This window comes from Streptomyces sp. NBC_00322 (genome assembly GCF_036147535.1).
In the GTDB taxonomy this organism is placed as follows: domain Bacteria; phylum Actinomycetota; class Actinomycetes; order Streptomycetales; family Streptomycetaceae; genus Streptomyces.
This window is the reverse complement of the sequence record NZ_CP108019.1, coordinates 2,491,051-2,516,064: the sequence shown is the minus strand read 5'-3', so window position 1 is coordinate 2,516,064 and position 25,014 is coordinate 2,491,051. Positions and strand designations below refer to the sequence as shown.

23 protein-coding genes and 3 pseudogenes are annotated in these 25,014 nt (G+C 65.2%); 14 read left to right on the top strand and 12 right to left on the bottom strand.

The features are described 5' to 3' along the window. The first annotated feature begins 203 nt into the window (after positions 1-203). Complete coding sequence (locus OG905_RS11300; protein WP_328667603.1) at positions 204-812, top strand: hypothetical protein; 609 nt, start codon at positions 204-206, stop codon at positions 810-812. Here OG905_RS11300 and OG905_RS11295 read toward each other — a convergent pair whose 3' ends face one another. Further along, entirely contained in the window at positions 813-1,970 is a 1,158-nt protein-coding gene (locus OG905_RS11295) for an ImmA/IrrE family metallo-endopeptidase (protein ID WP_328667602.1), read from the bottom strand. Between the two features lie 836 nt (positions 1,971-2,806). Here OG905_RS11295 and OG905_RS11290 point away from each other — a divergent pair. Next, complete coding sequence (locus tag OG905_RS11290) at positions 2,807-4,009, top strand: pentapeptide repeat-containing protein (RefSeq protein WP_328667601.1); 1,203 nt, start codon at positions 2,807-2,809, stop codon at positions 4,007-4,009. 581 nt (positions 4,010-4,590) lie between these two features. On the opposite strand, the pseudogene OG905_RS11285 reads toward OG905_RS11290, so the two are convergent. The 5 genes and pseudogenes from OG905_RS11285 to OG905_RS11265 all read right to left on the bottom strand — a co-directional run. Continuing rightward, positions 4,591-4,719: pseudogene (locus OG905_RS11285) on the bottom strand (integrase core domain-containing protein); the annotation flags it as partial. Next, positions 4,698-4,844: pseudogene (locus OG905_RS11280) on the bottom strand (IS630 family transposase); the annotation flags it as partial. The pseudogenes OG905_RS11280 and OG905_RS11285, both read right to left, overlap by 22 nt. A 586-nt stretch (positions 4,845-5,430) precedes the next feature. Further along, entirely contained in the window at positions 5,431-6,705 is a 1,275-nt protein-coding gene (locus OG905_RS11275; RefSeq protein ID WP_328665437.1) for an IS701 family transposase, read from the bottom strand. Positions 6,706-6,949: 244 nt separating this feature from the next. Continuing rightward, positions 6,950-7,669, bottom strand: coding sequence for a hypothetical protein (locus tag OG905_RS11270; protein ID WP_328667600.1), 720 nt, complete (start codon positions 7,667-7,669; stop codon positions 6,950-6,952). Positions 7,670-7,676: 7 nt separating this feature from the next. After that, positions 7,677-8,618: a sigma factor-like helix-turn-helix DNA-binding protein gene (locus OG905_RS11265; RefSeq protein WP_328667599.1), complete on the bottom strand. Its 942-nt coding sequence runs from the start codon at positions 8,616-8,618 to the stop codon at positions 7,677-7,679. 242 nt (positions 8,619-8,860) lie between these two features. Between OG905_RS11265 and OG905_RS11260 the strand changes: the two genes are divergently transcribed. Continuing rightward, positions 8,861-9,028 carry a hypothetical protein gene (locus OG905_RS11260; RefSeq protein WP_328667598.1) on the top strand — a complete coding sequence of 56 codons (168 nt, stop codon included), beginning with the start codon at positions 8,861-8,863 and terminating at the stop codon, positions 9,026-9,028. A gap of 582 nt (positions 9,029-9,610) precedes the next feature. Here the strand turns inward: OG905_RS11260 and OG905_RS11255 are convergent. Then, the gene (locus OG905_RS11255) at positions 9,611-10,453 is read right to left on the bottom strand and encodes a phosphotransferase (protein ID WP_328667597.1); all 843 of its coding nucleotides are present in this window, start codon (positions 10,451-10,453) and stop codon (positions 9,611-9,613) included. Positions 10,454-10,645: 192 nt separating this feature from the next. Between OG905_RS11255 and OG905_RS11250 the strand changes: the two genes are divergently transcribed. The 6 genes from OG905_RS11250 to OG905_RS11230 all read left to right on the top strand — a co-directional run bounded on the left by OG905_RS11250 (position 10,646) and on the right by OG905_RS11230 (position 16,025). After that, positions 10,646-11,026 (top strand): IS5 family transposase, encoded by a 381-nt coding sequence (locus OG905_RS11250; protein WP_328682168.1) that lies wholly within the window; start codon positions 10,646-10,648, stop codon positions 11,024-11,026. Beyond that, positions 10,911-11,537, top strand: coding sequence for a transposase (locus OG905_RS39140; RefSeq protein ID WP_443043923.1), 627 nt, complete (start codon positions 10,911-10,913; stop codon positions 11,535-11,537). The genes OG905_RS11250 and OG905_RS39140 overlap by 116 nt, the downstream gene beginning before the upstream one ends. A gap of 106 nt (positions 11,538-11,643) precedes the next feature. After that, positions 11,644-12,561: a hypothetical protein gene (locus tag OG905_RS11245; protein ID WP_328667596.1), complete on the top strand. Its 918-nt coding sequence runs from the start codon at positions 11,644-11,646 to the stop codon at positions 12,559-12,561. Positions 12,562-13,156: 595 nt separating this feature from the next. Then, positions 13,157-15,175 (top strand): hypothetical protein, encoded by a 2,019-nt coding sequence (locus OG905_RS11240; RefSeq protein WP_328667595.1) that lies wholly within the window; start codon positions 13,157-13,159, stop codon positions 15,173-15,175. A gap of 173 nt (positions 15,176-15,348) precedes the next feature. Further along, the gene (locus tag OG905_RS11235) at positions 15,349-15,792 is read left to right on the top strand and encodes a hypothetical protein (protein ID WP_328667594.1); all 444 of its coding nucleotides are present in this window, start codon (positions 15,349-15,351) and stop codon (positions 15,790-15,792) included. Then, positions 15,792-16,025: a hypothetical protein gene (locus tag OG905_RS11230; RefSeq protein ID WP_328667593.1), complete on the top strand. Its 234-nt coding sequence runs from the start codon at positions 15,792-15,794 to the stop codon at positions 16,023-16,025. Before OG905_RS11235 ends, OG905_RS11230 begins: the two co-directional genes overlap by 1 nt. A gap of 133 nt (positions 16,026-16,158) precedes the next feature. On the opposite strand, the gene OG905_RS11225 is transcribed toward OG905_RS11230, so the two are convergent. Together OG905_RS11225 and OG905_RS11220 are read right to left on the bottom strand one after the other, a co-directional pair. Next, positions 16,159-17,004, bottom strand: coding sequence for a helix-turn-helix domain-containing protein (locus OG905_RS11225; RefSeq protein ID WP_328667592.1), 846 nt, complete (start codon positions 17,002-17,004; stop codon positions 16,159-16,161). A 12-nt stretch (positions 17,005-17,016) separates the two neighbouring features. After that, positions 17,017-17,769: a DUF6879 family protein gene (locus OG905_RS11220; RefSeq protein WP_328667591.1), complete on the bottom strand. Its 753-nt coding sequence runs from the start codon at positions 17,767-17,769 to the stop codon at positions 17,017-17,019. Between the two features lie 366 nt (positions 17,770-18,135). On the opposite strand from OG905_RS11220, the gene OG905_RS11215 reads away from it, so the two are divergent. Then, the gene (locus OG905_RS11215; RefSeq protein WP_328667590.1) at positions 18,136-18,369 is read left to right on the top strand and encodes a DUF7848 domain-containing protein; all 234 of its coding nucleotides are present in this window, start codon (positions 18,136-18,138) and stop codon (positions 18,367-18,369) included. 52 nt (positions 18,370-18,421) lie between these two features. Here the strand turns inward: OG905_RS11215 and OG905_RS11210 are convergent, their stop codons facing one another. The 3 genes from OG905_RS11210 to OG905_RS11200 form a co-directional block, all read right to left on the bottom strand. Then, positions 18,422-18,844 carry a hypothetical protein gene (locus tag OG905_RS11210; RefSeq protein WP_328667589.1) on the bottom strand — a complete coding sequence of 141 codons (423 nt, stop codon included), beginning with the start codon at positions 18,842-18,844 and terminating at the stop codon, positions 18,422-18,424. After that, positions 18,841-19,263 carry a hypothetical protein gene (locus OG905_RS11205; RefSeq protein ID WP_328667588.1) on the bottom strand — a complete coding sequence of 141 codons (423 nt, stop codon included), beginning with the start codon at positions 19,261-19,263 and terminating at the stop codon, positions 18,841-18,843. The genes OG905_RS11210 and OG905_RS11205 overlap by 4 nt, the downstream gene beginning before the upstream one ends. Positions 19,264-19,367: 104 nt before the next feature. Next, complete coding sequence (locus tag OG905_RS11200; protein ID WP_328667587.1) at positions 19,368-19,754, bottom strand: hypothetical protein; 387 nt, start codon at positions 19,752-19,754, stop codon at positions 19,368-19,370. 189 nt (positions 19,755-19,943) lie between these two features. Here OG905_RS11200 and OG905_RS11195 point away from each other — a divergent pair. The 4 genes and pseudogenes from OG905_RS11195 to OG905_RS11180 form a co-directional block, all read left to right on the top strand. After that, a pseudogene (locus tag OG905_RS11195) lies at positions 19,944-20,879 on the top strand (DUF4192 domain-containing protein); the annotation flags it as partial. Positions 20,880-21,135: 256 nt separating this feature from the next. Beyond that, positions 21,136-21,900 (top strand): NUDIX hydrolase, encoded by a 765-nt coding sequence (locus OG905_RS11190; RefSeq protein WP_328667586.1) that lies wholly within the window; start codon positions 21,136-21,138, stop codon positions 21,898-21,900. Between the two features lie 101 nt (positions 21,901-22,001). Beyond that, a complete protein-coding gene (locus OG905_RS11185) occupies positions 22,002-23,843 on the top strand; it encodes an ATP-binding cassette domain-containing protein (RefSeq protein WP_328667585.1) in 1,842 nt (613 codons plus the stop codon). A 159-nt stretch (positions 23,844-24,002) separates the two neighbouring features. Next, the gene (locus OG905_RS11180) at positions 24,003-24,890 is read left to right on the top strand and encodes a FadR/GntR family transcriptional regulator (RefSeq protein WP_328667584.1); all 888 of its coding nucleotides are present in this window, start codon (positions 24,003-24,005) and stop codon (positions 24,888-24,890) included. Positions 24,891-25,014: the final 124 nt, after the last annotated feature.

Here is a 25,014-nt window from a genome sequence, read left to right as displayed (position 1 = left end):
GGGAGTTGGACCGACAACAGCCTCCCTCACCTAAGGGGATGCTCCCGCGGCCTCCGAGCCTCCGGCCAAGGGCGAGCGCACCGAGGGTTCGTTACGCGGTCGCGTCGCAACTGCCCAAGAGGCAAACCCCAGTTGACATGGCCTGGGGGGACACAGGGACCTTGTGCTCACTAGGGCAGCGACCGTGGATCCTTGAAAGGATCATGGATCTCTACGGTTCCTCGCTAGTCGTCGCCGAGGCGGTCAGTAGGGAGATCAGGTTCAAGGCCAACATCCCCGACGCAAGGCGAAAGCCCGAAAACCGCGTGATGTGCGTGAGCGCCGAGCAAGTGGTAGCACTGCTTGATTCCGGAGCAATCCGAGTCTGCGAACTCCCCCCGGCGCCTGGCACGATGGACAAACTGGACCGAGTCCTGCGTCAGCTGCGCGAAGTGGATGCCGATCAGGCGAAGGGTGTCGCCACTAGCCAAGTGGACTCAGCGTGGAAGCACGCCGGCGAGGCGGAGAGCATCGTCAGCGCTGCCCGCACCATTGAGCACGGTAGAACTGCAATCCTGCTGACGAATGATGGAGGGGCGAGCCGCGTAGCACAGCGCCACGGCGTTCCTTCAAGGCATGTGGGCAATCTCCTCGCGGAACTTGGTTGCGCAGACCGGACCCTGGGGGCGACCAAGCTGTACGATCAGTTCACCCAGGTAACTGCAAAGTTCGCCAGTGTCCCGATAGACGCGCGCCCCGCTGATTCTGCGTTCTTTGAATGCGAGATGACAGACGCCACTTGCTGTCGATGCGACAGCGCCAATCCGGGGTAATCAAACCCCCGCAAAGTCCTCCCAGCCTGCTTCACGCAACTGATTTGCCGCGTGAAGGGTGTCACCGTTGGAGATAACGTCGGCAACTGATTGCAGACTGATAAGGCCCTTGCTATACGCGTCTAGCGCCTGTGTGGTGAGACGCGCGGAAGGAAATGAGACCCCTCGGGTCTGGTTCATTTCCATCCAGTCATGGATTCTGCCGGATTCTCGCATGATGGTCGACACCGGGACCTGAGAGCAAGAGTCTAGGGCTGATTCAGTGACTCGTTGATCCTGGCTTTCGCGTAGCGCGATAAGCGTCGCGTCTCGACTAATTCCGTAGTTGAGCATCAGTGACGAAATCAACTCTGCCGCTTGCTTCCAGCTATCGACATGCCCATAACTCTTGAGGGCATTATCCACGGATTCGTTCGTGAGCAGGAAATGACGGGCGAAAGAGTCGGCAATTCGCTCGGCGCGCCTATCGTCCACTGTGGCGCGATCAACGATTACGTGCCCTGCATCTCGTTGCAAGACATGACACAGCTCATGGGCAAGCGTAAACCGCTGCCGACCCCATCCGTCTTCACTGTTAATCAAGATTATCCATGCTGTGAAGCCATCCCATTCCTCAGGGACTGAGATGCCGTGCACATCGCTTGGCAGGGGCCGGTATTCGACTGCATATCCTAGACTTTCGACGAACTCTGTCAGATCGACAACAGGTTCGATCGGATCCATATCCAAGAAGTTGCGCAGCCGATTCGCTGTAATCTCTCCAGCTTGACGATCATGCCATGTCTTCGATGGTGAGAAACTTGAAAGGTTTTCTGTGGCTTCTTTGAAACCCCACTCGCGGGTCAAACGGTCAACCGAGAGGAGTCGCGTGGCATGCTCCACAGCTGTGGTTACATCGTGGAGACCGTCGACCCTGCCGAGCCTCAAACTGACACCCAAGGAAGGCTGTTTCTCCAGTCGAAGAATCCTTGGGTCCACGTTGAAGTAGGCCCCCAGCAACGTTGCTTCAGAAAGAGTGGGCAGTCTCGCGCCAGTTAGAAGTTCGTGGCAGGCTTGATTCTCTCCGAGTAGCTGGCTGAGCACGTCGCTACTTGAACCACTTTCGACAATAAGGGTTTGGAGCGTCTCACGGAATGATCGCAAATCGGAGTTATCCACTTTGCTTCACCACCCTTCAGAGCACCCCAAACCTCGTTACCAGCCGACGTGCGTCACAAGCCCATGCGTTGCGCGCGCATCCTCCAGTGTGTCAGACAACGTCCGATCACACAGGGAGTGCGGATGGCTAGCCCTCATAAGCGCTGAAGACAAGACTAGTAGCCAGCACTGACAGTCACTCATGGTCATGAAGCCGTGTGTCCGCTCACTATCGGTGGCGCGTTGCGTGCTACCGCTCAGCAAGGGATTCGTCGGATCGCCACAGCTCTCATCTGCCACCGCCGGATGATCAACTGAGACGACTCCTCAGTCGGTGGCTGGTTGTGGGGGTGCCACTGAGGACAGGGCTGCTGGCGGGGTGTGACGGGTGCGACCTCGTCCACCCGCGAACGCGGCTGACCATTCGGAGCCCTCTACGGCGGTTCGACGGGAACCTGGCCCGACAGGTACTTGGTAACTGTGCGCCGGCGCGTTCACTTGTACGCCGACACGCGGTCGCGAAGCGCGCGGGCCTGCCCTGAAGAAGGCCGGTCCGCACTCGGTGAAGCGAGCCGCCATCACCCTACGACGCCCCGCAGGCCTCGCTGAAGGCCTCACGCCACTCCCGAGTAAGCGAAGGTCGGCGGCCACATAGGGATTGGGTAGCCAGGTCGTGGCGGGATCCGATCAACGAAATCCGTGCGGCTGAACGTGTACGGCATGGCCGACCGCTGGAGGCGGGGGACTGAGCCGGTCGGTGAAGACGAGATGACGGCTCAGGCGGCCATACCCGGTGACGGCACTCATCCGGGTGTCGCAAGCATGCGACGCCAGCATCGTTGGAGTCTCCTGGAGCAGTGAACGGCAACCTTGGCCATGGGCGACTGCGCCGCTCAGGCCAGCGGCGTGTCGCCACGCGCAGCCGTCGCAGCCGAGGGCCCCGCTTTGGCGACGATCGCGTGAATGCCGCCCGATTCCCGTGGCTGGGAGTGGCTATTTCAACCCTCCCTGGGCTGGCAGCCATAGCGGCGGTGCTGTTCACCTGGGTGGCGGTGGGGCAGACGAAGGAAGAGCTGCGGATCGCCGAGCAGGGTCAGATCACCAATCGCTTCAACGCCGCGATCACAAATCTGGGATCCAAATCCATGGATGTCCGCCTGGGCGGCATCTACGCACTCCAGCGCATCATGCAGGACTCAAGCCGCGACCACCTCACCGTGGTGTCGGTGCTCGCCACATTCGTTCGTGATCACGCCGCGATTCCCGGCGACGGGCAGGGCCTGGATGTGACAAGCAAGGCGCCGGCCGACATTCAAGCGGCCATGGGAGTGCTGGGCACGCGACCACCTGGGCGTTACGAGCCTGTCGCCCTGGACCTGCCGAACACACACCTCACGGGCGTGACGATTGTCCGCCCGCTGCTCAGGGGCGCCCAGCTGCCGGAAGCTGTTCTGACCGAGGCAAAGCTCAGTGGCGGGAACTTCGTCCATGCCAACTTGAACAGAACGACTCTGATCTACGCGACACTCTCCGGCGCCGATCTGACCAGGGCCGACCTTGGCTATGCGTTCCTGACAGGTGCATTCATGGGCGGATCGAGGCTGGCGAACGCGGACCTAGAATGGGCGGACATCGCTGGGGCAGACCTGTCTCATGCAGACCTGACGTCAGCAGACCTCACTTCCGTGGCCCTTCTAGGCACGAAATTCACCGGCGCCAATCTCAAAGGCGTCAAGCTGAGCGATGCCACCCGTGACTTTCGGGCCCCGAGCAGGACATGGGGCTTGAGCTACCTCTCCCATCTCCGCACATACACCGACTTCACTAACGCAACCCTTGAGGGGTCGGATCTCCGCCGCTCCGATTTCAAGGGAGCGAGGTTCACGGGCGCACGCCTCGCGGGCGCTGATCTCCGCCAGGCGGACCTTACCGATGCGGACCTGACGAACGCGGACTTGACGAACGCGGACCTCACCGGGGCGGACCTTCGCGGCGCACGGCTCGACGGGGCCAAGCGCCGGGGAGCCCGCGGGCTGCCCACTGCGACGCCTTCGGCATAGCGTGGGGCCGCGGGAGAATGGCACCGAGCCACCAGGCAGGGCCATAGGGCCGGATTGCAGACGGAATGTCAGTGGCAACCACCGCTACTCCACCACCCAGGTCACCTGCAGCAGCTGGCCCTGATGTTGGCCGACCGCGCTGGTTCCCCGCTTGCGAACACCCTTGAAGTCAGAGCAAGCCGATCGAAGTTGCGGCGGCTGATACGCCAGTTGGCCGAGCCAACGACACCTACACCGCGGGTACTGGGCGTGGACGAGTTCGCGCTGCGCCAGGGGCACGTCTACGGAAAGCGCCGCCCGGTGGATCTGCTGCCCGGCAGGTCTGTGAAGACGGTCGCACGGTGGCTGGCAGACCATCCCGGAGTCGACGTGATCTACGCCAACGACCTGGGCGCCGACACGTTCTCTCGTTGCCGTGTCGGTGGGCTCGAACCGCGCCAAGGCCGACAAGGGCTGAGTGGCTGCCGAACTCCGAGGTGACGTGCCGGTACCTATCGAAGTGGACCGGGACGAAGAAGCGGTGGGGCTTGACCGTTGACGCGGACGAGCTGGCCGCTCTGGTTCAGATGCGGAGGCGTGCCCTAGTTGTACTGCCCAGGGACGTTGGCCAACCTGGTGATGGGTGGTTTGCCGCTGGTTGCGGTGTGGGGGCGGTGGTGATTGTAGTGATGGAGCCAGGCCGGCAGGGCTTCGCCGCGGTCATCCTCTGAGCGGACAGCAGCACCATCTGCGCGCGCCGCCAAGTCACCACGGAGCCCGTGCCTCTGCGGATCATCCGCAGTATCCGCCAGCCCTCGTCGTCATCGATCTCGCGAACGCGCACTCGTTCTGCCAGCCGCATAGCTTGACGGCCCGATGCCCCTGGAGCGTCAGGTTCAGGAGGAGTCGTTGGGGTCGGCCGCGACAGTCTTGCCTGCGACTCCTGACCGGGTGACGCCGTCGACTGCCACACAGAATACCGAAGACACGATCGTGGCTGGTCCAGCCGTTGACGCGGCCACGGTTGTTGCTGATCTGCACTCGCTTCCTGGCAGGGTCCACGGATGGCACCAAGTGCAAGTAGACCGTCCCGGCGACTCGGGCGAGGACGATGTCCCCGACCACCAACTTCGACGGGTCGACCGGAGCAACGACCACCTGCTGCCGACTGCGTATCAGCGGGACCATCGAGGAGCCGCTGGGCCGGAACGTCACGATGGCCCCGCCAGCAACCCTGCCTGCCACTGCATCCAATGCGCCCATGCGGTGATCGTGGCAGATTCCCCTGCATCACCCCACCGATTTACTTCTCCGCGCTCCACCCGCGAGGCGAACGTTGCCTGATACGGCACTAGTAGGACTCCGTTAGGTCTGTCTTGATCTTGGTGGCCTCTTGTTGGGCAGGGGGCGGTGACAGGTGGTGCAGGTGCCGGTCCAGCAGTTCAGCAGGTCCTGGATGGTGTCGAGGATCTGGTAGAGGGTGAGTCCGCTGTATCGGCTTTTGGGGCCAGGCGCTGTTCGGTGAGGAACGCGTGGGCGGCGGTGACCAGGGTGACGTGGTGGTGCCAGCCGTTCCAGGAACGGCCCTCGAAGTGGTCCAGGCCGAGGCCGTGCTTGAGTTCCCGGTAGTCGTGCTCGATGCGCCAGCGGATCTTTGCGAGGCGGACCAGCTCGGCGAGGGAGTGTGTGTCGGGCAGATTGGACAGCCAGTAATCGGTGGGTGCCTCGGCGCCCGCGGGCCATTCGACCAGCAGCGTCACCTCGGGCAGGACGCCGTCCCAGCTGCCTGGGTCTGCGGCGGCGGCCCGGGCGAGGCGGCGGGATTTGATGCCGGCCGGCCGTACCTGCAGGGCCAGGAAATGCGAGCGCATCCGGCCTCGAGAGCCCTCCCGCCAGGTCACCTCGGTGAAAGCCTGTCGCCCGTGGCCGGCCGCGAGCGAGGCGACCGGGGACGGCTTGTCGCGGTAACGGGGCTGCGGCTTGCGTCCGTTGCCGGACCAGGGCGGGACCGCAGGCACCGCATCGTGCGGGTGAGCGGTCACATCTGAGCGGACCGCCACCACGTAGCCGATGCCCCGACGCTCCAGCCCGTCACGGAAGTCGGCGTTCTGCCCGTAGCCGGCGTCGGCCACCAGCACCGGCGGGACGAGGCCCCATTCGGCCAGCTCGTCGATGCTGTCCAGGGCCAGGCGCCACTTCTCCCGGTGCCCGATCTCCTCCGGGATCCCCGTCTTGCGCCGACGGACGGAATCCGCCGCCCATTCCTCAGGCACGAACAGACGCCACTGCAGCGGACACGACGCCGTGTCGGAGACCGCGTGCACGCTCACCGCGACCTGGCAGTTCGCCTGCTTGCCGAGCGCTCCGCAGTACTGGGGCGCGACCGCCACCGACATCCGGCCGTCCTTGGGGAACGACACGTCATCGATCGCCCAGGCGTCCGGGCCGACCTGCGTCACCATCCGCTGCGCGATCCGCCGACGCACCGGCACCGGATCCCACGTCGACTGGTTCACGAACTGCTGCAGGTTCTGCTCATTGCCGTCCGGCAGCCGCTCCGCCATCGGCTGGATCGACTTACGCCGCCCGTCCAGCATCAGACCCCGCAGATAGCAGTCACTCTTGGCCCGCTGGTCCTTCCGCGGTACCGAGGCGAACACATCAGCCACGAATAACGCCAACTTCGCCCGAGCACGGTTCACTTCATGTGCATCCACACCCCTACACATGCCCCCGACTAGGACCGACAGACGGACGTAACGGAGTCCTACTAGACAGCTCCACTCCACAACCGGAGGCCTTCGCCATCTCACAGATTCAGACCGTGTCGTCGCACAAACTCAACCAACCTGCCTGGGCAGTACACCTAGTACGACGGTCGTCTACGAGCCCGCCCCGTAGTGCGCCGAGGTCGATGACACGCTGCCCGCCCCAGCGGGCGGGCAGCGTCCTTAGCTGTGCTCAGCGGGTGGTTGCGACGAGGCCTTTGAGCTGGCGGGCAAGGTCGGGGCTCGGTTGTGGGATGGGACCGAAGCCGTCGACCTGGCCAACATCCAGGTCCTGCAAGGCGTCCCTGACCGCATCCTCGGATACGACGGCGCCGTCTTCGGGAAAGGCGATATGCACCGTGACACCGATGACCGGGGGGGCGGGTTCGAAGACTTCGTGTGCCACTGGGGTGTACTGGCAGGGCTCATCTTCGAGGGCGGCGGTCTGCTGAGCCCAGTGCTGGGCGTCGCGCAGTTCGCCGCGGCGCAGGTGCAGCAGGTAGAGGCACACGGCGGAGGTGGCGTTGCCTGCTCCGGCGGCGAACTGCCACCAGAACTGGGCGCCTTCCTCTTTGTCGGCCAAGACGAGCAGGCAGGCGAAGGCCAGGGCACCGCCCGGGTCGCGGGCGGTGTCGAAGCGGGCGATTCGGCGTGCGGCATCGGCGTCGTGGATGACGCCTTGGCACAGGGCGCGCAGGTCGTGAGCGGCCCTTTCGTGCAGTGCCGCGGGTGGTCCTCCGGCCGGGCGGCCGGCGGGTGAGCCGGGTCCGGCGAACAGCTGCATCCAGCGCAGCTCGGTGAGCTTCTCGGTGATGCGGCGCCGGGAGTTTTCCATGTGCGCCGCGGTGTAGCGGCCGTCGAAGACCCTCGCGCGTTCCAGGGCCTCTTCGATGGTGCGCGGTGCGCGGCGCATGGGTCTGTCACTCCTCATCGTCGGCGTCTTCGTCGCGGGCCAGCCCCATGTCGATGGCCATTCGGCGCTTGGCCGTCCGGTGGGTGGAGCGGACCGTCGTCTCTTTGATCCCCATGACCAGGGCTGTGGTCTTGGTGTCGAAGTCCAGGGCGTGCCTGAGGACCATGACATCAAACTGACGCTCCGGCAGGCGGGCCATTGCGGCATACAGCCCCAGGCCGTTTTCGAGTTCCGTAACCTGGTCGTCGAGTGCGTACTCTTCGCGGAACTGGGCGCGAAATGCGTCGAGTATCGGGTTGGTCGCCGCCTGTACGGCGCGTTCGAAGGCCAGGGTTTCGGCCGCTGCGGGCTCGCGGCCTTGCAACACCAGCTCGGCAGCGACGCGTTCCTTGAGCAGCGCCCAGGCGTAGGCGCCGAGGTTCTCTTTCTTGGTGAGGGTGGTCCAGATGACGGCGATGAAGACGAACGTTCCGTCGACCAGTTCGTTGGCCTCGTCCTCGTTGCCGAGCTGCACGTGGGCGTACTCGAAGTAGGGCTGGTGGTACAGGGCGTGGAACGCCCAGTAGGCGGGCGGCATGGCGTCGCCGGCGTCGCGGGTGGCGTGCCCGGCGGGTTCTGGGGCGACCCGGTCGGCGATCACGGGAATCCCCAGTCGCCGCACCTTTCCCGACCCACCCGGTTTGGGGATGGTGCGCTCCCGCACCGGCAGGGGCCGGAACGTACCTTGTTTGAGTTGGGCACGAAGGTCATCCAGGAATCCGGCGATGCCAATCCTTTCCTCGACGTCGGCGGCCGTCAGGCCGTCGATGCCGGGCGTGTTGGCTCCCCGGTTGCCAGCGACCCGGTCGAACGCCACGAGCAGCGTTGCCGGGTCGTGCACGAAGTTGAACAGATCGTCGAACCGGCGGCCAGCATCGGCCGCCGCCCAACGGTGAAGCTTGGCCTGCATCTCCGATACCCGCTGACGCGGACCCAGTCGGGCCGCTTCCAGCAGAGCGCCGCTATTCAGCGGTGCGTTTTCGGCATTGCAGCATCCTTCCCCTCTCGATCCCGCTGCCGCCCTTCCCCATGCTCCGGGCTTTCCCCGGCTCGGAGTACTACGGCGGCTCCGCCCCACCCGGTCCGTTCGGCGGTCGATGCACCTATCCCCGCCGACGCACTGGCAGTCCACTGCCGGGGAGTTGAGACCGGATGGTTCCCGTGTTCATCGTGCGGAAGATCCCCGCCGTCTGCAAGGAGGCCGAGAAGGCCGTGCGCGCTATCCATTCGTTGCGCGACGTCATCCGCAGGCAGGAGCCTCCGCAGATCTCCCGCCCGCAGCGGGCCCGCGAACGGGACAAGCCGCGCCGACGGGCTTGACGGCTACTTCAGTTGGGCCGAGCAGGCGAAGCAAGGCGCGAGACAAGTCCGGGACATCGCTGGGGTGATGGGGCGTTGCCATGTCGGCGCCCCATTGGTTTCGCTCGGGCGGGTCGGCCATGCGAATAAACCGTTCTAGCTGCTGATTTGACGATATGTCACACGGGCCAAGTGTGCGCCTAACTCACCAGCGCCCTGGCTCGTTCCGGGGCCGCTTCGGAACATCAGCGGCAGGCAGTCTCCGATGGGCTGCGTGATCCTTCTGAGTTCGGGCAGTGAGGACTTCAACAGAAACGGATGGTGCTATGAGGGCTCTGGGCGGCGCGTAAGCGCTGCATCCACGATGCTCTGAACGTCGGCAGGGACTCGGTATCGACACAGTATGGCGGTCGGGCCGAGCCTTGCTGTGCCTAGGACTTGTCCGGCCGATCATGTGACTAGTCCGTCTCCGGGTTGTTACTGTGGGTACGGGGCCAGGGGATGAGATGTCCTCTCAAGCTGGCCGAGTTCGACCGCTGCACCGTGCCGAGATACCTCAAACGGCGCAGCGGATCGGAACCCAGCAGCCCCTCTGTCTCGAGTTCAGCCCAGTCCGCAGCGATCGAGTGCAACACGAACCTGGTTGAGCCCCTCCACCCTCCAGTGGTCCCGGTCGGGCATTTGGTCGTCTCGGCGCCAGCGCCAGGCCGAAAACATCGCCCAGTTCAGGGCGCGGCACCGGTGAATCAGGCCGTGGTCAGCCCCCGCATAGTGCTTTCCCACTTCTTCGGGCGCATGGGCGAGGTCGAACTCGATCGGCCCACGGCAGCACGTGGCGAGGTCTACGAAAAGCGGCCCTCTCCTCGTGTTCAGGAGGTTGCCCGGATGCGGCTCGCCGTGCAACAGCTGGTAGTCGGCTTTGTCGATGCTGATCGCGGCGCTCAGTTCACTGAGTGTGTTGCTGAGGAGTTCCCGGTCAGGATCGGGTAGCTCGGGTGACTGCTCCCGGTCGTTCACCTCTCTCAGTGCCACGGCGACTCGATCGGTGAAATGCGGTGCGTCCAGATCGATCTGGCGCAGGGCCGCATGGTGCCGTAGGAGCACGTCTGCGTAGTCCGCCGACGCGATCTCTGATCCCACAGGTTCGTAGTAGGTCCAGAGCGAGATGGCGAAGGCATCACGCACATAGACTCGGGACCCGACCCGAGGGTCGAGCTCAGCCACCGGAGCGTCGACGTCGGCGAGATGGTGAGCAACCTCTACTTCGAACTCGGAATCAGCCAGATGCCCCGAAGGTGCGACGCGAGCCAGAACACCGCAAGGGACCAGGCGCAGCGCGACGCGGTCCGAGTTGTGGATAACGACCACATCGTCGACCTGAAGCCCCAGCTCCGAAGCGGTCGCCCGTCCTGCCTCAACTGCGCGGTGGAGTTCTAATGGCTCCATACCGTTCTCCCTCATTGTTGCGTACACATATACGTCTGGGGACAACAGCGACGCCCCCGATATCTTCGCGAACATCATTCGGCGCCCAAACCCCGAACGGGCGATAAGCATCGCAAAGCAGAACCTGCACAGGCCCTATGATTCATTCGGCCCATCATGTGACTACTCTGTGTCCGGGTCGTTGACGTGAACATGGGGCGAGGGGATCTGACGGATGCCGAGTGGGAGCGGCTGCGGCCGTTTCTGCCGGTCAGCAACGGTCGTTGTGGCCGGTGGCGGGATCATCGGCGGGTGATCGACGGGATCCTGCACCGGGTGCGGACCGGCGTGCAGTGGCGTGACCTGCCCGAACGGTTCGGCCCGTGGAAGACCGTCTATGAACGCCACCGGCTGTGGTCCGCGGATGGAACGTGGGAGCTTCTGCTCCACCAGGCCCAGGCTGCCGCCGACGCGGCAGATGAGATCGACTGGGACATCTCAGTCGACTCCACCATCGCCCGCGCTCACCAGCATGCGGCCGGCGCCCGCACCGACCCACCTCCGGCGCCCGCTCAAAGGGGGCCGAGGTGGTAGAACACCAGGACGAGACGCCGTGGCAGAGTCTCGTCAGCCGCCTGGTGGAGGGGTGCTGGAGGTGGGGACCTGGGCCTCGCGGGGCGGGTTCACCTGCAAGATCCACCTGAGCGCGGACGGCCGCTGCCGCCCGTCGTCCCTGGTCGTCACGCCGGGCCAGCGGGCGGACTGCACCCAGTTCAAGCCCGTGCTTGAGAAGATCCGCGTCCCGCGGGTTGGGCCGGGGAGGCCCCGCAAGAAGCCGGACAGCCTGGCAGCGGACAAGGCATACAGCGACGGGCCCTGCCGCGAGTACCTACGCCGACGGGCATCCGGCACACCATCCCGGAGAAGACCGAAAGCCACGCCGCCCGCCTACGCAAAGGCTCACACGGCGGACGGCCACCCGGCTTCGACGAAGAGGCGGCGTAGGGGCGGTGACCAGCAGTCAACCGTACCGGACATGTCCGCGACGTTGAGGCATGCAACGGGTGGATCACCCGCACGGAGTGGGGCCAGCAGCACTTTGTAAGAGCTGGTTCAGGCGTTCGATTTTTGACCTACTCAAAGTTCATGAGCTGGCACTCACTGTGGCCAACCCATGGATGTGGCGAGCGTTGCACCGTTAGAGTGCCCAAGTGATCAGAGAGCAGTGGAGCGGGGGCGAATGGGAGGTTTACTGCCGACGCCTCCTGTCGATGCGCTACGACTCGAACATTCAGTTCATTCCCGCTCGTGATGGCGGCGACGGTGGCTTGGAGGCCTTCCGCTTCGACGGGGTCGGCTATCAGTGTTACGTCCCGGAAGAGGCTTACAGTCTGGAATCACAGACAACTTCCCAGAAGCGCAAGATCACGAAAGACATCAAGCGTCTTTGCGATGACGTTGAGGGTACCTGTCGCCTCCTTGGTGACGTGCGCTTGCATACTTGGGTCCTAATGACTCCTGAGTTTGACAGTCGCTCGCTGGTTGAGCATGCGCAGAAAAAGAAGAAAGACGTGTCAGCCATCCTGCCGCGCCCGACGTGGCTGGCTGACGATTTCAAGGTGCTGGTTATCACTGATGAGGAGTTCGCTCCCGAGCGTGCTCGGCTCGTCGGGCAGGTAGAGACGGAACTCCATCTTGATGTCCCGGATCCGGATGAAACGCTATGGAGCGTGGGCGAGGGTAACGAGATAGCTGACCGAGTCACCACCAAGCTCTCTGTGGTGCCTTCCCTCGCATCTGATCCAGAGTGGCTTACCGACTACCGTGACGGGATGCTTAGAGTTTATTTTCGAGGCCAAGCTCAGATGGAGCGTCTCAAGGTGGAGTATCCACCGCTTTATGCGGCGGTAGAGCGGAGGCTCAAGTCTGTCCTTAACGCCTTGACGATGACTGTTTCCGCAATGGAAAAGCCCGGAACGGAAGTGATCGAGACTCTGGTGCGCAGATTGGCGGAGGGTCTCAAGAGCGACGCGCCAGGTCTGTCCAATGTACTTTGTGAGGAGATTGCTTGGCATGCGGTCTCCAGTTGGCTCATCCGCTGCCCGCTGCGTTTTAGGAGGGCGGCCTGATGTGGTCGACTCTTCCCGATAGCATCCCTCTCGAGTCGATTAATCAGGAAAAGCAGCCGGCGGATCTAGTCGCGCTCAAAGAATTCCCACATCGCAATCCCCTCACGCCCGTTGAGTTGCATCGTGTCCCCTTGCCTGTTCCCACGACGAGCAGGGCAGGGTGGCGGGTAACCGCTCTGGTGCTGATTCTCGGCAGTTGCAGGGGAAGTTCAGCCACCATAGAACAGCTGAACTGTCTTCTGTGGGCCATAAGCGATCGCGCGAGCGCTGAGCTATTCCTTTCAACGTGGCAGAGTAGTGACCCGCAGAAGACTCCGCTCCGAAAGTTCTTCCCGCCACTTGATGACGCCCTCAAGATTGCACACTCGGATGGGCTCGTCGAGCAAAAAGGGAAAGTGCGATGTGGGCTTACTTCGCTCGGGCAGAGATATCTGTTCCTGCTCAACGCAGATATTGAACTCTTAGAGGAAGAGAAGCGCTTCCTTGCTCCTCTAAGGCCAATCTCCACCTCGGGTATGTGGGATAGGCTGGGAGTTATTAAGGCAGCTAGTCGTGGGGAAGCGGGGGCTTGAGCGTGCGTATTCGACTTGTAAATGTGGAGATTTCATCCAGGACCGACCGAGGTCTACTGCGCTATGAGACGGACCTCTCTCCTGGCCTGAATGTGATTGCTGCCCCGAACAGTTTCGGTAAGTCCACCCTGTTGCAGGGAGTTATTTATGCCCTGGGGCTTGAAGGAATGTTTTCCTCCAGCAGGAAGCCTCCGTTTGGCCCAGCGCTCCTCACGGTCGCAGATTTTCCGGACGGAAGGCGTTCGCCGGTACGTGAATCCTGGGTGTCACTGACCATCGCAAATGAGCAGGGCACTCATATGCGATGCAAGCGGTTCGTGCGTGGCGACGGCGTCGATGCATCGCTCATCATGACGTGGAAAGCTGGAAGCCGAGCCGAACTCGATCGAGCAAGCCGCGTCGATATGTTCGTTCGGCAGCCTGGTGCTGCCTTCCGAGAGCTTGGCTTTCATAGAGGGCTGGCCGAGTTTTTGGGCTGGGATCTCCCGACCGTCCCGGGGTTTAATGCAGCCGAAGTTTCACTATATCTCGAAGCCCTATTTCCGCTCTTCTATGTCGAGCAGAAGTCGGGGTGGTCGGGAGTTGCTCCTCGGATGCCTACGTACCTGGGCATTCGTGATGTCCTAAGGCGCTCTGTTGAGTACGTCCTTGGGTTGTCGGCCCTGGAGCGACTTACCGTTTTGGCTGCGGTGAAGAGCGAGGAAGATGACGTCAAGAAGCGGTGGCAATCAGCCAGCGATCGCCTCGGTGAAGCGGCAAAGAGTTTGAACTGTCGCGTCTTTCTGCAACAAGAGTCACCAGTCACGCCTGCTCGTCGGCAACACTGCGTGATCGAGGTGATGGAGGAAGAATCGTGGGTTCCGCTCGAGCGTCAGATCGGTGTTTGGCGCCAGCGCTTAAGCGTGCTGGAACAGGATGGCGTCGAGCCGGCGGGTGAACACACACACCAGGCTCGTGAAGAGTTGTCCGCAGCGGAGACTTCAGTGCGCGAAGTTGGTGGGCGTATCCGACTTATCGATGAACAGCTGAATCTCTCGCGCACGGACTCCGATGCACTTGCCACCCGCTCTGCCAGTCTCGATATTGAACGGAATCGCCTCGCAGACCTCCGGAAGCTCCGCAGTCTCGGCAGCACACTGGGGATCACGTCGGTGTCGAATGATGTTTGCCCCACTTGTGGACAACTGCTTGACGGGCGAGAAACGGCAACGGGAATCGCAGCCGATCTTGATCAAACCATCGCGGAGATCGAGGCGGAAAGGGATACGGTTCGTGCGGCGACTCAAAGCGCTGAACGACGCAGAGCAGGCCTCGAACGAAACCGCAGCTCTCTCCAGGCCGCATTGCACGGGGCCATGCGACAAGCTAGAGCGCTTCGAGATGAGCTTGCTGGTCCTTCCGCAGTTCCGAGTCGCGCACAAGTCCAGCAGCAAATTCTTCTCGCGTCCTCTATCGAAAGAGCGCAACGCTTGCTCGACCTGGCCGACGAGGCTGATGAGTACTTCGATGAACTGTCGCTTCGTTGGCAAGAAGTCCGTGACAGGCTAGCTGATCTGCGCGATGGAACACTTAGTCGCACGGATCAGCAGATCGTTTCTAGGATGAATTCAAGCTTCCAAGCGCAGGTTCGGGACTATGGGCTGCGCAGTGTTCCGCCTTCCGACCTGTCGATTGACGAATCAGCCCTAATTCCAGTGAATGACGGGGTGGAGCTCACGTTCGATCTGTCGATGGGAATCAGTGCCTCGGACATGATCCGGACGAAGTGGGCGTATTATCTGTCCCTTTTCGAGGCGGCTATCTCCTCACCCCGAAATCGGCACGCCAGGCTGCTGATGCTCGACGAACCTCGCCAGCAAGAGACCGACCGTGGAAGCCTCGCTACCTTCGTTAAGCGGCTGGAGAGGGCGGCGGCCGGCGGATGTCAGGTGATCTACGCTACTAGCGAGGATCGACGAGATCTGGAAGAAGTCCTCCACAACGTCCAGGTCGCGATGCTACCCGCCATTGGCTCTCACTTGCTTGCCCCGGCGACGGGCTGAGGTTGCTGCCGCAAAGTCCATGCCTATCCTTTAATCCCGCCGAGCAGCCGTTAAAAGATAGGCTCAAAGCTTCGCGCAGGGGCAGGAATTGAAGAGGCGGCGATGGGTGCCCCAAATGTGGTCGGCCGCGTACAACGTTCGGCTGCCGTGTCGTGGAGATCGGCAACTACTGTATGACGTACGGCTTGTACGAGTACCACACCGGATACCTTCAGCCCCCGACTCCCAACCCGCCCGGCCTCATCGAGCAAGCCGCCCAGGCCGAATGGCAACCCCAGATCGCCGAAGCGACGAAGACCGTCGAGCGGGCCCTCGACACATACGACATGGCGCAGCAGACCTACCTCGCCGCGATGGTCGATGCCGCGCAGGCCGGGGCGAGTGAGCCGCTGTTCTTCCCCGTCAACGGCGACTGGAGTCAGCACCTCACCCAGCAGCGCCGCGTGTCGGCCCGTCAGCAGGCAAAGCTCCGCCAGGCCGAAGGAACTGCCCGGCAGGAGCTGGACGACGCTGAGTCAAAGTTGTCGCGTGCCCGGTCAGTTCTGGGTGCACTGGAGCGCGAGTACGAGCAGCGCATGCGTGAAGCACGGGCCGAACAGGCGGAGTTGGAGTCGTGATGAACACCGACGTAGAAGCCATCGCGGCTGAAATACGGCTCCACGCCCAATTGGGCGCCGCCATCGCAGTCATCACGGGTCTGATCGCCCGGCTCGACGCTGGGGAGGGAGTCAAGGTCACCCGCGCTGAGCGGTTCGTACTCTGCTGCCGCCTCACCGCAACACACGACCAACTCGGCGCGTTGATACGGGATCTGGACAGCGGCGACCCTGCCAACCTCGGGGGGCCGTAAGCAAGGGGCAGGGCGGGCCGACTCACCGGCGGGGCCTCCCACTTCCTCGCGGGTGTGTGCAGACAGGACCCCCGTAGGCGACGGCGGCTGGCGCTGGTGCTGGCGGAGCTGGTGATGCGGCCGTCAGGAGATGTCAGGGGATGCAGTGACGTGCCTGGCTGATCACGCGCTGGGCGTCTGCCCCGTATACCGCGGACTCGCGGAGCGTCCTCCAGACCTTCATGTAGAGGGCGACGTTGTCCGCGTCGTCCAGCCACAGCTCCGCGTGCCAGTCTTCCGCGACAACGAGGCGGTCATCGAGGATCCAGAAGCCGTTGGCGGGCACGATCTTCACTGTCGCGGCGAATGGCACGATCCCCAGCTCAACTGTGTCCATCCCGACCAGGCCGCTGAGTCGGTCGAGCTGCGCGGTGAGCACAGAAGGAGGGCAGATCAGTGAGCGCAGCGTGGCCTCCCACATCAGGACGTGCAGCCTACGGCCGGGTTGGTACAGCCACTCCTGGCGCTTCATCCTGGCCCGTACGGCGTCTTCGATGTCGCTGGCCGGAGCCAGCAGCTCCGAGTACCGCGTGATGACGTGGCGCGCGTACTCGGGCGTCTGCACCATTCCGGCGATCACCGACTCTTCCCACATCCACAGTTCTGTGGTGCGTTCGATCTCCCTGCTCAGGCTTTCGTGTACGGGCTTGAATCCGTTCGCCAGGGCTCGCCGCCATGACCTGATGTGGGACTCGAATCCTCTGAGGCGGGAGGCGAGTTCGGGATACACCTCGGGCTGGCCGGCCGCCTCGGCCCAAGCGCGCAGGTCCTCAGGAGTGGCCGTCTGCCTGCCGTTCTCCAGCTTGCTGACCTTGGAGCCTGGCCAGTCGAGCCGCTGTGCGAACTGCTGACCGGTGAGCCGACCATCAGGGCACGAGAAGCGCAGTTCGCGAAGGCGCGCCCCGAGGGCTTCCCGCGCTTGCTGATAGTCAGTGCTCACCGGTCTCGCACGCTACTCGGCCGTCGCCACCCGCGCGGCGAACTGCTGGTACGGGACTGCGTGATGCATGGCTGCGTCGCGCGCAGTGCAGTACCGCACGACCTGGGCGGGCTCCGTGATCAGTTCGATGCTGAGCAGGTTGTCGTCCTCGTCGAAGTGCAGCAGGGCGACGATCCGCGAGTCGAAGATCCAGAAGTCCTCTGCGGGCAGGCCGATCCGATCAGCATCCTCCCGCCAGAGGTAGCACACGTCCTCCCCGACGGACGCGTTGTGCCTGGCGTAGTCGAGCAGGAACAACTGCTCCTGCGTGGGCGGGTTGTCGGCAACACGGACACGGCCCACCCTCTTGCCAGCATCCGTCTGGCGTCGGATGTTCAAGAACCACGGCTCACTGAAGTCGCACGGAGCGGTGCCCGTCTCCAGGAAGGCCCGGTAATCGGGGTCCTCCCGGTCAGACGCGTATCCGCGCCGTGTCTCCAGACGCCAGGCGGTGTGCTCGAAGCTCTCGAAGAGGCGTCGGAAGGCATCCCGGTCGACCAGGTCCGGCACCCGTTCCATCTCCTTCGGCCCCCAGTTCACGAGCAGTTCGCGCGGCACGACGACAGCGGCTTCCCCTGCACCGAAGTGCCGCAACTGGGCAATGTCGTGGGGGTCGGTGAGCGGCGCGCCCTGCACGACCACTTCGCCGGTGTCGGTGTCGGTGTGCAGAGCGGGGCAGCCGTCGACCTTGCTGTCTGTGCCGGTGAAGCGTAGCTGACGAGCCATGGCTGGTCGGTCTCCTCTTCCGGGGCAGTTGATCTGATCAGCATGGTCGGTTCCCTCGGCTCCGTACTACGGAACGAGGCACGGTATGGGAGAAAACAGCAGCAACTCAAGCCTGCTCGCGAGAAAACTCGGGAAAGAGGCATGGTGCTCGCCAACTCCCCTGCCTACGGTCTTGTTCATGCAGCAGACGACCGAGACACCGCCCGTGCATCTCCCGCTGCCGACCCCCGAACCGTCACCGAGGCCAGGCTGTGCAGCCTGCCTGTCCATCACCGTGCGCAGGCAGAACGCCCGGAGCGCCGGGAACTACAGCGAGGCGTCGGACGCGAATGTCGTGTTGCGGACTCACTTGTCGGAAGACCACCAGTGACGCGTTCGATCATCAGGTCGGCGGACTGGCACCTCGGGCCGGAGACGGCACCGGAAGCCCCGGGCATCATCTTCGAGGCCACCTGTACGACGTGCGGCGAGGCGTCCGGGGCCACGAACGACGACCGGCTGCCTGCCGAGATCTGGGCGCTGAAGCACGCCGGACGGACCGGGCACACCGGCTTCGCCGAGGACGTGCGCAGGTTCTGGCGGGCGACACTCATCGGGTAGTCACAGCGTCTACCTTCGGCGCTGTGGGGCCGTGGGCCTGGGCACCGGTCGGTTACCAGAGGGACCTCTCGGGAATCTTTGTGATGAGGTCTTGTTCCGTCATGGAGTTGGCCTGGAGCGCTGCGTCTCTGAGTGCGTCGGTGATGACGCCCCAGTTCATGTTCTGGTGCTCGATGGAGAGACAGGACGACAGCCTTCGAACGTAGAGATCGCCCAACCGTCCTCCGAACCAAAACTCAAAGTCGGCTGAACCGGCCTGAGGGTGCGGAATCACGGCGATGGCTGCTAGGCGGTCCATCGGGTCGTCAGCGGTCGTTTGGGAGTAGAACACCCACTCAAGGGCTCCGTGGCGATCTCCGCCGTTGGTGATCAGTTCGTATCTGCTGAGCGCGTCGCCTGCCAACTTCTGAAACGCGTTCTTTGCCACCGGGCGAACGATCTCCACCCACAGGCTGTAAGCCCCTTCGACGCTCACCACAGCTCCACCTCCCACTTCGATGCTATGGCAGCCGCCGTGAAGCCTCCCGGCAAAATGTACTCAAAGCCGTTACCCCAGGCCACGTGTCTTGGCCCTGCAATGTCATCCAGCATCAGCGGATCAAGGACGAGCACGTGCTTGCGGGCGTAGGCCACCCCGGGCAACTCCAACGATCGGATTACCTCCTCTTCGGGGTACGGCGTGGGGGTCGTGAAGATCTCCCGCTGTGTGCCTTCCCGAAAGGCGCCCAGGTTTTGCAGGGTGAGGAAGTGGAGCAGCATTCGTCCGCCCAGTTCCTCCGATACCGCCACGCCCTTTCTGACGCGCAGCTCCCAGGTGGGCGTGTTGCACGGGGCGACGTTTTCCGGACCGACCATGTGGAGGTCAAGGTGCGTCGCAAGATGGCTCACGGACATGGGAAACACCTCCCATGCCAGCTTGGCAGCCGAGTGTCAGTGCCGCCTGTCGACCCGGCGGCACCCCCCATCAGAGGGCTCGCCGCCGCCTGGCCCCATGGGCGTTACCGCAAGCGGCCGTGCGTGGCCAACAGCAAGGCCACCGCCCCGTTGACCTCTTCCCGCACGCGTTCCCGAACCCAGGTACCCCAGTCCTCGCCCGCCGCACGCTCCGCTTCGTACCTCGCGAAGAGGCGCGACGGGGCCCTGTCGCCTTCAGTGACCCAGGCCCGCGCCACAGGCACCATGTCCGGCGGAAGGACGCGTACTCGTACGTCCACCCGGTGCGGGGCTACTCCTCCGAATTCGGCGAGCGCGTCCGCGAGGTCCACCAGCTGTGTCAAGTAGAAGTTCCTTTGACGCTCGGCTCGCAGTCGGCGGAGCTGCACCCAGGCGACGACGACGGCGACCGTAGCAATGACAATGCCCGCTATGGGCACGATGACGTCCATGGGGGGAACGTAGTCGGCGGCTCCAGCCTGGTGCCAATGGGATCCGATGCTGTGGGCGTGCCCACAGGACACACACGGGACACCTGACACCGAGAACTGTCCGGAAACGACCGGAGTCACCGAGTGGCAATCGGTGCAGGTCAGAGAACGTTTACGACAGTCATCACAGGTGAGCGGCCACCCCCCGATCAGTACTGGTCCTACTGCTGCCCCGACGCCCGTTGCTGTCCACCCGAAGGCAGCGCCCTTGCGCTGCCCGGCACTTCGGTAATGGCGGCGGCGGCCGCCTATGCGGGGATCCAAGTGCGCGGATCCCTGCGGGAGATGGAGGGACGGCTCGCGCCCCTGAACAATCCACCCGCTGCCGACCAGGAGAAGGCACTGGACACCGCGGGCGCCACGCTGGTGCCGAGGATCCTTGACGAACACGGGCGTGAGCAGGTCGCCGCGGAGACCCTCGCGCTGGCCCGGCGGCTGATGAAGCGCATCGCGGAATCACCGCGATCCGGTGGCTGGGCCGAGACGGACGTCGCGGACGACCGGCTCATCGCTCACGACGAAGCCGCTGCCGTGATCCTCGGCATCCAGGACCGGGACACCCGGGACCGGGCCGCGGAATGGATGGAGGGGCCCGACGCGGGTCCGGCGCTGCGACTCTGGCGGGCGCTCGCCCGCCGTTGTGTCGGGCCCTACTGCGAGCATGCCGCCGCACCGCTCACCCTGGCCGGATGGGTCGCCTGGTCCACCGGCGACGAACCCGCAGCGAGGGTCGCCCTCGGACGGGCGCTGCGGGTCGACCCGGACTATGTCTTCGCCCGCCTGCTGCATGAGGCCTGCAACCAGGGCCTGGATCCTGAGACGGTGCGCAGCTGTCTGCGTGCGGCCGGCAGTTCCCGGGCGTCCTCCGGCAGTGGCGGGCCGGACGAGGGAGCGGGAGTGGAAGGCGGGCGAGGTGACGACGGGCAACGGAAGGCCCGGTCCCGGCCGCGGCCACGGAGGCTTCGGCCACCCATGCGTAAGAAGGCTCTTCCGCCTGCGGGAACACGCCCCGCGAAGTCGGCGCCGGCCGACGGGGCCCGGGGGAGCAGGCGCAGCGGGGAGCGCGGCACGAGGAGCGGGAGATGACGGCCGTGACCTGGTCTCCTGTTCCGCTCTTCACCGACGTGGCGAAGTCGTGCGACCCCGTGCCGCCGCAATCCCGGGAGCCCTTCGCCGTACGGATCAACAGGCTCGGCCCCGGGGTGGTGGAGGGGGCCGCCGACGGCCTCCAGTTGGGGGTGTCAGGCAGGCGGGCGGCAGGGGCGGGGGAGTGGATGAAGAAACAGTCGCCGCACGTGGCGAAGGGAGTGTTTATCGTCAGGCAGACGACTATGATCACGGCATGTCTCCCTACGACCCGTCGGCCTTTCCACCCTTTGCTGTCACCGTCGACCTGGTCGTGCTCACCGTGCGTCGTCATGCGCTCTGCGCGCTGGTGGTACGCCGCGGAGAGCCGCCGTTCCAGGGCCGGTGGGCGCTGCCCGGCGGATTCGTCAGGGGCGACGAGGATCTGGCGGCGGCCGCGGCGCGCGAGCTCGCCGAGGAGACCGGACTGTGCGCGCACGACCCCGCATCCCCGGCGTCCGGGAACGGCGCACATCTCGAGCAGCTGGCCACATACGGAGACCCCAAGCGTGACCCCCGCATGCGCGTGGTCAGCGTGGCCCATTTGGTGCTCGCGCCCGACCTTCCCGCGCCCCGCGCGGGAGGCGACGCCAACAGCGCGCGCTGGGCTCCGGTCGAGGATCTCCTGGGCCAGGAGAACGGATTCGGACGCGAGGACGATCCAGCCGCCTCGCTCGCCTTCGACCATGCGCGGATTCTGGCCGACGGGGTGGAGCGGGCCCGTTCCAAGATCGAGTACTCCTCGCTGGCCACCGCGTTCTGCCCGCCGGAGTTCACGGTCGGCGAGCTGCGGCGGGTGTACGAGGCGGTGTGGGGCGTCGCGCTCGACCCCCGGAACTTCCACCGCAAGGTGACCGGCACTCCGGGCTTCCTGGTGCCCGCGGGTGGGACCACCACCCGTCAGGGCGGCCGTCCGGCGCAGCTGTTCCGGGCGGGCGGCGCCACCGTGCTCAACCCCCCGATGCTGCGTCCGGAAGTCTGACACCCGGGCCTGGGCGGTGCGCTAAAAGTCCTAAATGTCGCGTTATCTTGCTGCGGTACCCGACCTGCCGCCGAGCGGTCTCAACTTCCGCGAGAGAAGCGATGCTCCAGGCCATCGGACTGACCAGCGCCCACCGCCGAGACCAGCCGCCCGCCGTCGACGATGTCACGTTCGAGGCCCGGCAGGGCCTCATTACTGCCCTCCTCGGCGCGGCCGGTTCCGGCAAGACGACGGCACTGCGTCTGATGCTCCAACTCGAGGCCGGCCGGGGCGTCACGTACTTCCGGGGGAACCCTCTTCACCGCGTCGCCCACCCGGCCCGTGAGGTCGGAGTGCTTCTCGGCGACGTGCCCGGTCATCCGGCGCGGACGGCTCGGGGGCAGCTCCGTATGCTCTGTGCCGCCGCCGGAATGCCCGCTTCCCGAGCCGACGAGATGCTGGAGGTCGTCGGTCTGGCGAGCCTCGGCGGTGAGCGCCTCGGCACGCTCTCGCTCGGCATGGACCGCCGGCTCGGGCTCGCCTCCGCCCTGCTCGGGGATCCGCAGACGCTCATCCTCGACGAGCCCGCGAAGGGGCTCTCGCCCCGGGAGAACAGCTGGCTGTACGGACTGCTGCGCGCTCACGCCGCCCATGGCGGCACCGTCCTGTACACCACGAGTGACCCCAAGGAAGCCGCCCGCCTCGCCGACCGGGTCGTCACCCTCGACGCGGGCCGCCTCGTCGCCGACCAGGACGCGGCCGCCTTCTCCCGCACCAGACTCCGCCCCCGCGTCGCCGTCCGTACCCCACAAGCCGCCCGCCTGGCCGCCGTCGTCGCCCGCGAGGCGCGCGCCGCCCAGCGCTCCGTCGAGGTCGTCGCCGAGAGCGGCAGCCTGCTGTCCGTCTACGGCAGCAACTGCGCCGAGATCGGCGAAACGGCCTTCCGGCACGGCGTACTCGTCCACCGGCTGTCCGACGAGGTGGGAGACGCAGGCCCCGAACCTGACCCTGCGCCGGGCTCCGAGCCGCCCCCCGCGCCCGAGCGCGCCGCTGCGGTGGCCCTCCAGTCGCCACCCGCACCCGCCACCCAAGAGCAGCCCCCGCCCGCCGAGCAGGCTCCGCACCCGCCGAATCCCCCGCGAGCCCCCAGTCCCCCCGTTCCCCCTCAGTCCTCCCCCCTGCCGCGCCCCGTCCGCAGCCCCCTGAGGCCCCTGCGCTACGAACTCCGCCGCCTCCTCGGTGTCCGTACGGCCCTGTTCGTTCTGGCCGCCGTCCTCGTCTCCTCAGCCGCGCTGTGCGTCCTGCTCGGCCGTACCGGCGGAACTCCGCTCCCGGCCGTGCTCACCGCCTGGCCCGAGTTCCTTCCGCTGCCGCCCGCCGCCTTCGGTGCCGGACTGCTCGGGGCGCTCTCGTTCGGCGAGGAGTTCCGCTACCCCGCCCTCGCCGCCGCCCGCGGCACGGTGCCCCGCCGCCTCGGCCTCCTCCTTGCCAAGCTCGCGGTGACCGGGGCGGCCGCCCTGCTGATCGCGCTCCTCGTAGCAGTGGCCGACTTCCAGACGCTCCGCCTCGCGTACGGAGGCGATGCGGTCCCCGTACCGCAGAACTGGCCCGCCCTGATGGCCAGTTGGAGTGGTCTCGCGATCGGATGTGCCTGGGCCGGGCTGCTGGGAGCAGGAGTGTTCAGGGTCACCGCCGCCGGAGTGGCCGCCGTGCTCGCCGTACCGGTCCTCATCGCCCCACTCGTGCAAAAGGCGCTGATCGCTCCGTCCGTCCGTTCGATCGCCGGGCTTCCCGGCAGGCTGCGCGAACTGACCTGGGTGTGGCTGCCGCAGCAGGCCGACGAATGGCTGATGGCGGGGGTGCATCTGCTGGCCCAACCCGTCGGCGCGGCACTGATGTTGTCGTTGTCGGCCCTGATCTGTGCATATCTGTTCACGGGCCTTCGTCGCAGCGCCCGTTGGTGATCATGATCGACCGGGACTCGGCGATCTGTTCACAACTCCCTTGAGAGCGCCCGTTTCCTTCCGATAAGGCGTCAATTGCGAGGCCAGCGCCGATCACCCTTTCGTGTGCTTTTCACCAAAGACCTCAAGGGCCGCCGGAGCCACGCCGACAAAGGATGCGTGAGTACCCTTGCGCACACCATGATGACCGCCGCCCGCCCCGCCGAGTCCGGCCTCGCCGGCCCGGGCGAACTCGACCGATACCCCTACGCGGAGGCGCACGGCGCCGACCGCGTCGGCCCACCCTCCTGGGAAGGCGCCGACGCCGAGTTGGGCCGGGTCGGCCGCCGCGCGGCAGGCAGCCGGGGCCGCGGACTGCACGGCCAACTCGTCCAGCAGCTCGGCCAGATGATCGTCTCGGGAGACCTGGGCGCCGATCGCCCGCTCGTCCCGGAGGAGATCGGCCAGCGCTTCGAGGTCTCCCGCACCGTCGTGCGGGAGTCGCTGCGCGTCCTCGAGGCCAAGGGGCTGGTCAGCGCCCGCCCCAATGTCGGCACCCGGGTCCGTCCGGTCAGCGACTGGAACCTGCTGGACCCCGACATCATCGAGTGGCGCGCGTTCGGCCCGCAGCGTGACGACCAGCGCCGGGAGCTGAGCGAGCTGCGCTGGACCATCGAACCGCTCGCCGCCCGCCTCGCCGCGGGGCACGGCCGTGAGGACATCCAGCAGCGGCTCGCAGACATGGTCGAGATCATGAACCACGCCCTCACTCAGGGTGACGGAATCACCTTCTCCCGTGCGGACGCGGAGTTCCACTCCCTCCTCATCCAGCTCGCGGGCAACCGCATGCTGGAGCACCTCTCCGGGATCGTGTCCGCGGCCCTCCAGGTCTCCGGCGGCCCGGTCACCGGCTGTGACCGCGCTACCGAGGCCTCTCTCACCCATCACGCGCGGATCGCCGACGCACTCGCGACCGGCGACGCGCACGCCGCGGAATCGGCCATGCGTCAACTGCTCACCGTTCACCCGGAAGTGGAGCGAGTCGTCCCTGCGCCGCGCGAGCACTGAGCGCGGGAGCGGGACGCGGTCAGGAAGTACGGAGGCGTACGCATCGTGTGTCGCCGGATTCCACGGGATCCGGCGGCACGATTGCGTCGTGAACGTCCCCATTTGGCCGCTTCGTCGTAAATGA

Coding starts and splice junctions, on each gene's coding strand:
- OG905_RS11220 (WP_328667591.1), bottom strand. CDS start 17,769: ATGGCTCGTCAGCTACGCTTCACCGGCACAGACAGCAAGGTCGACGGC.
- OG905_RS11185 (WP_328667585.1), top strand. CDS start 22,002: ATGCTCCAGGCCATCGGACTGACCAGCGCCCACCGCCGAGACCAGCCG.
- OG905_RS11200 (WP_328667587.1), bottom strand. CDS start 19,754: ATGGACGTCATCGTGCCCATAGCGGGCATTGTCATTGCTACGGTCGCC.
- OG905_RS11260 (WP_328667598.1), top strand. CDS start 8,861: ATGGTTCCCGTGTTCATCGTGCGGAAGATCCCCGCCGTCTGCAAGGAG.
- OG905_RS11235 (WP_328667594.1), top strand. CDS start 15,349: ATGACGTACGGCTTGTACGAGTACCACACCGGATACCTTCAGCCCCCG.
- OG905_RS11265 (WP_328667599.1), bottom strand. CDS start 8,618: ATGCAGGCCAAGCTTCACCGTTGGGCGGCGGCCGATGCTGGCCGCCGG.
- OG905_RS39140 (WP_443043923.1), top strand. CDS start 10,911: ATGAGATCGACTGGGACATCTCAGTCGACTCCACCATCGCCCGCGCTC.
- OG905_RS11270 (WP_328667600.1), bottom strand. CDS start 7,669: ATGCGCCGCGCACCGCGCACCATCGAAGAGGCCCTGGAACGCGCGAGG.
- OG905_RS11230 (WP_328667593.1), top strand. CDS start 15,792: ATGAACACCGACGTAGAAGCCATCGCGGCTGAAATACGGCTCCACGCC.
- OG905_RS11190 (WP_328667586.1), top strand. CDS start 21,136: ATGTCTCCCTACGACCCGTCGGCCTTTCCACCCTTTGCTGTCACCGTC.
- OG905_RS11205 (WP_328667588.1), bottom strand. CDS start 19,263: ATGTCCGTGAGCCATCTTGCGACGCACCTTGACCTCCACATGGTCGGT.
- OG905_RS11300 (WP_328667603.1), top strand. CDS start 204: ATGGATCTCTACGGTTCCTCGCTAGTCGTCGCCGAGGCGGTCAGTAGG.
- OG905_RS11250 (WP_328682168.1), top strand. CDS start 10,646: ATGGGGCGAGGGGATCTGACGGATGCCGAGTGGGAGCGGCTGCGGCCG.
- OG905_RS11255 (WP_328667597.1), bottom strand. CDS start 10,453: ATGGAGCCATTAGAACTCCACCGCGCAGTTGAGGCAGGACGGGCGACC.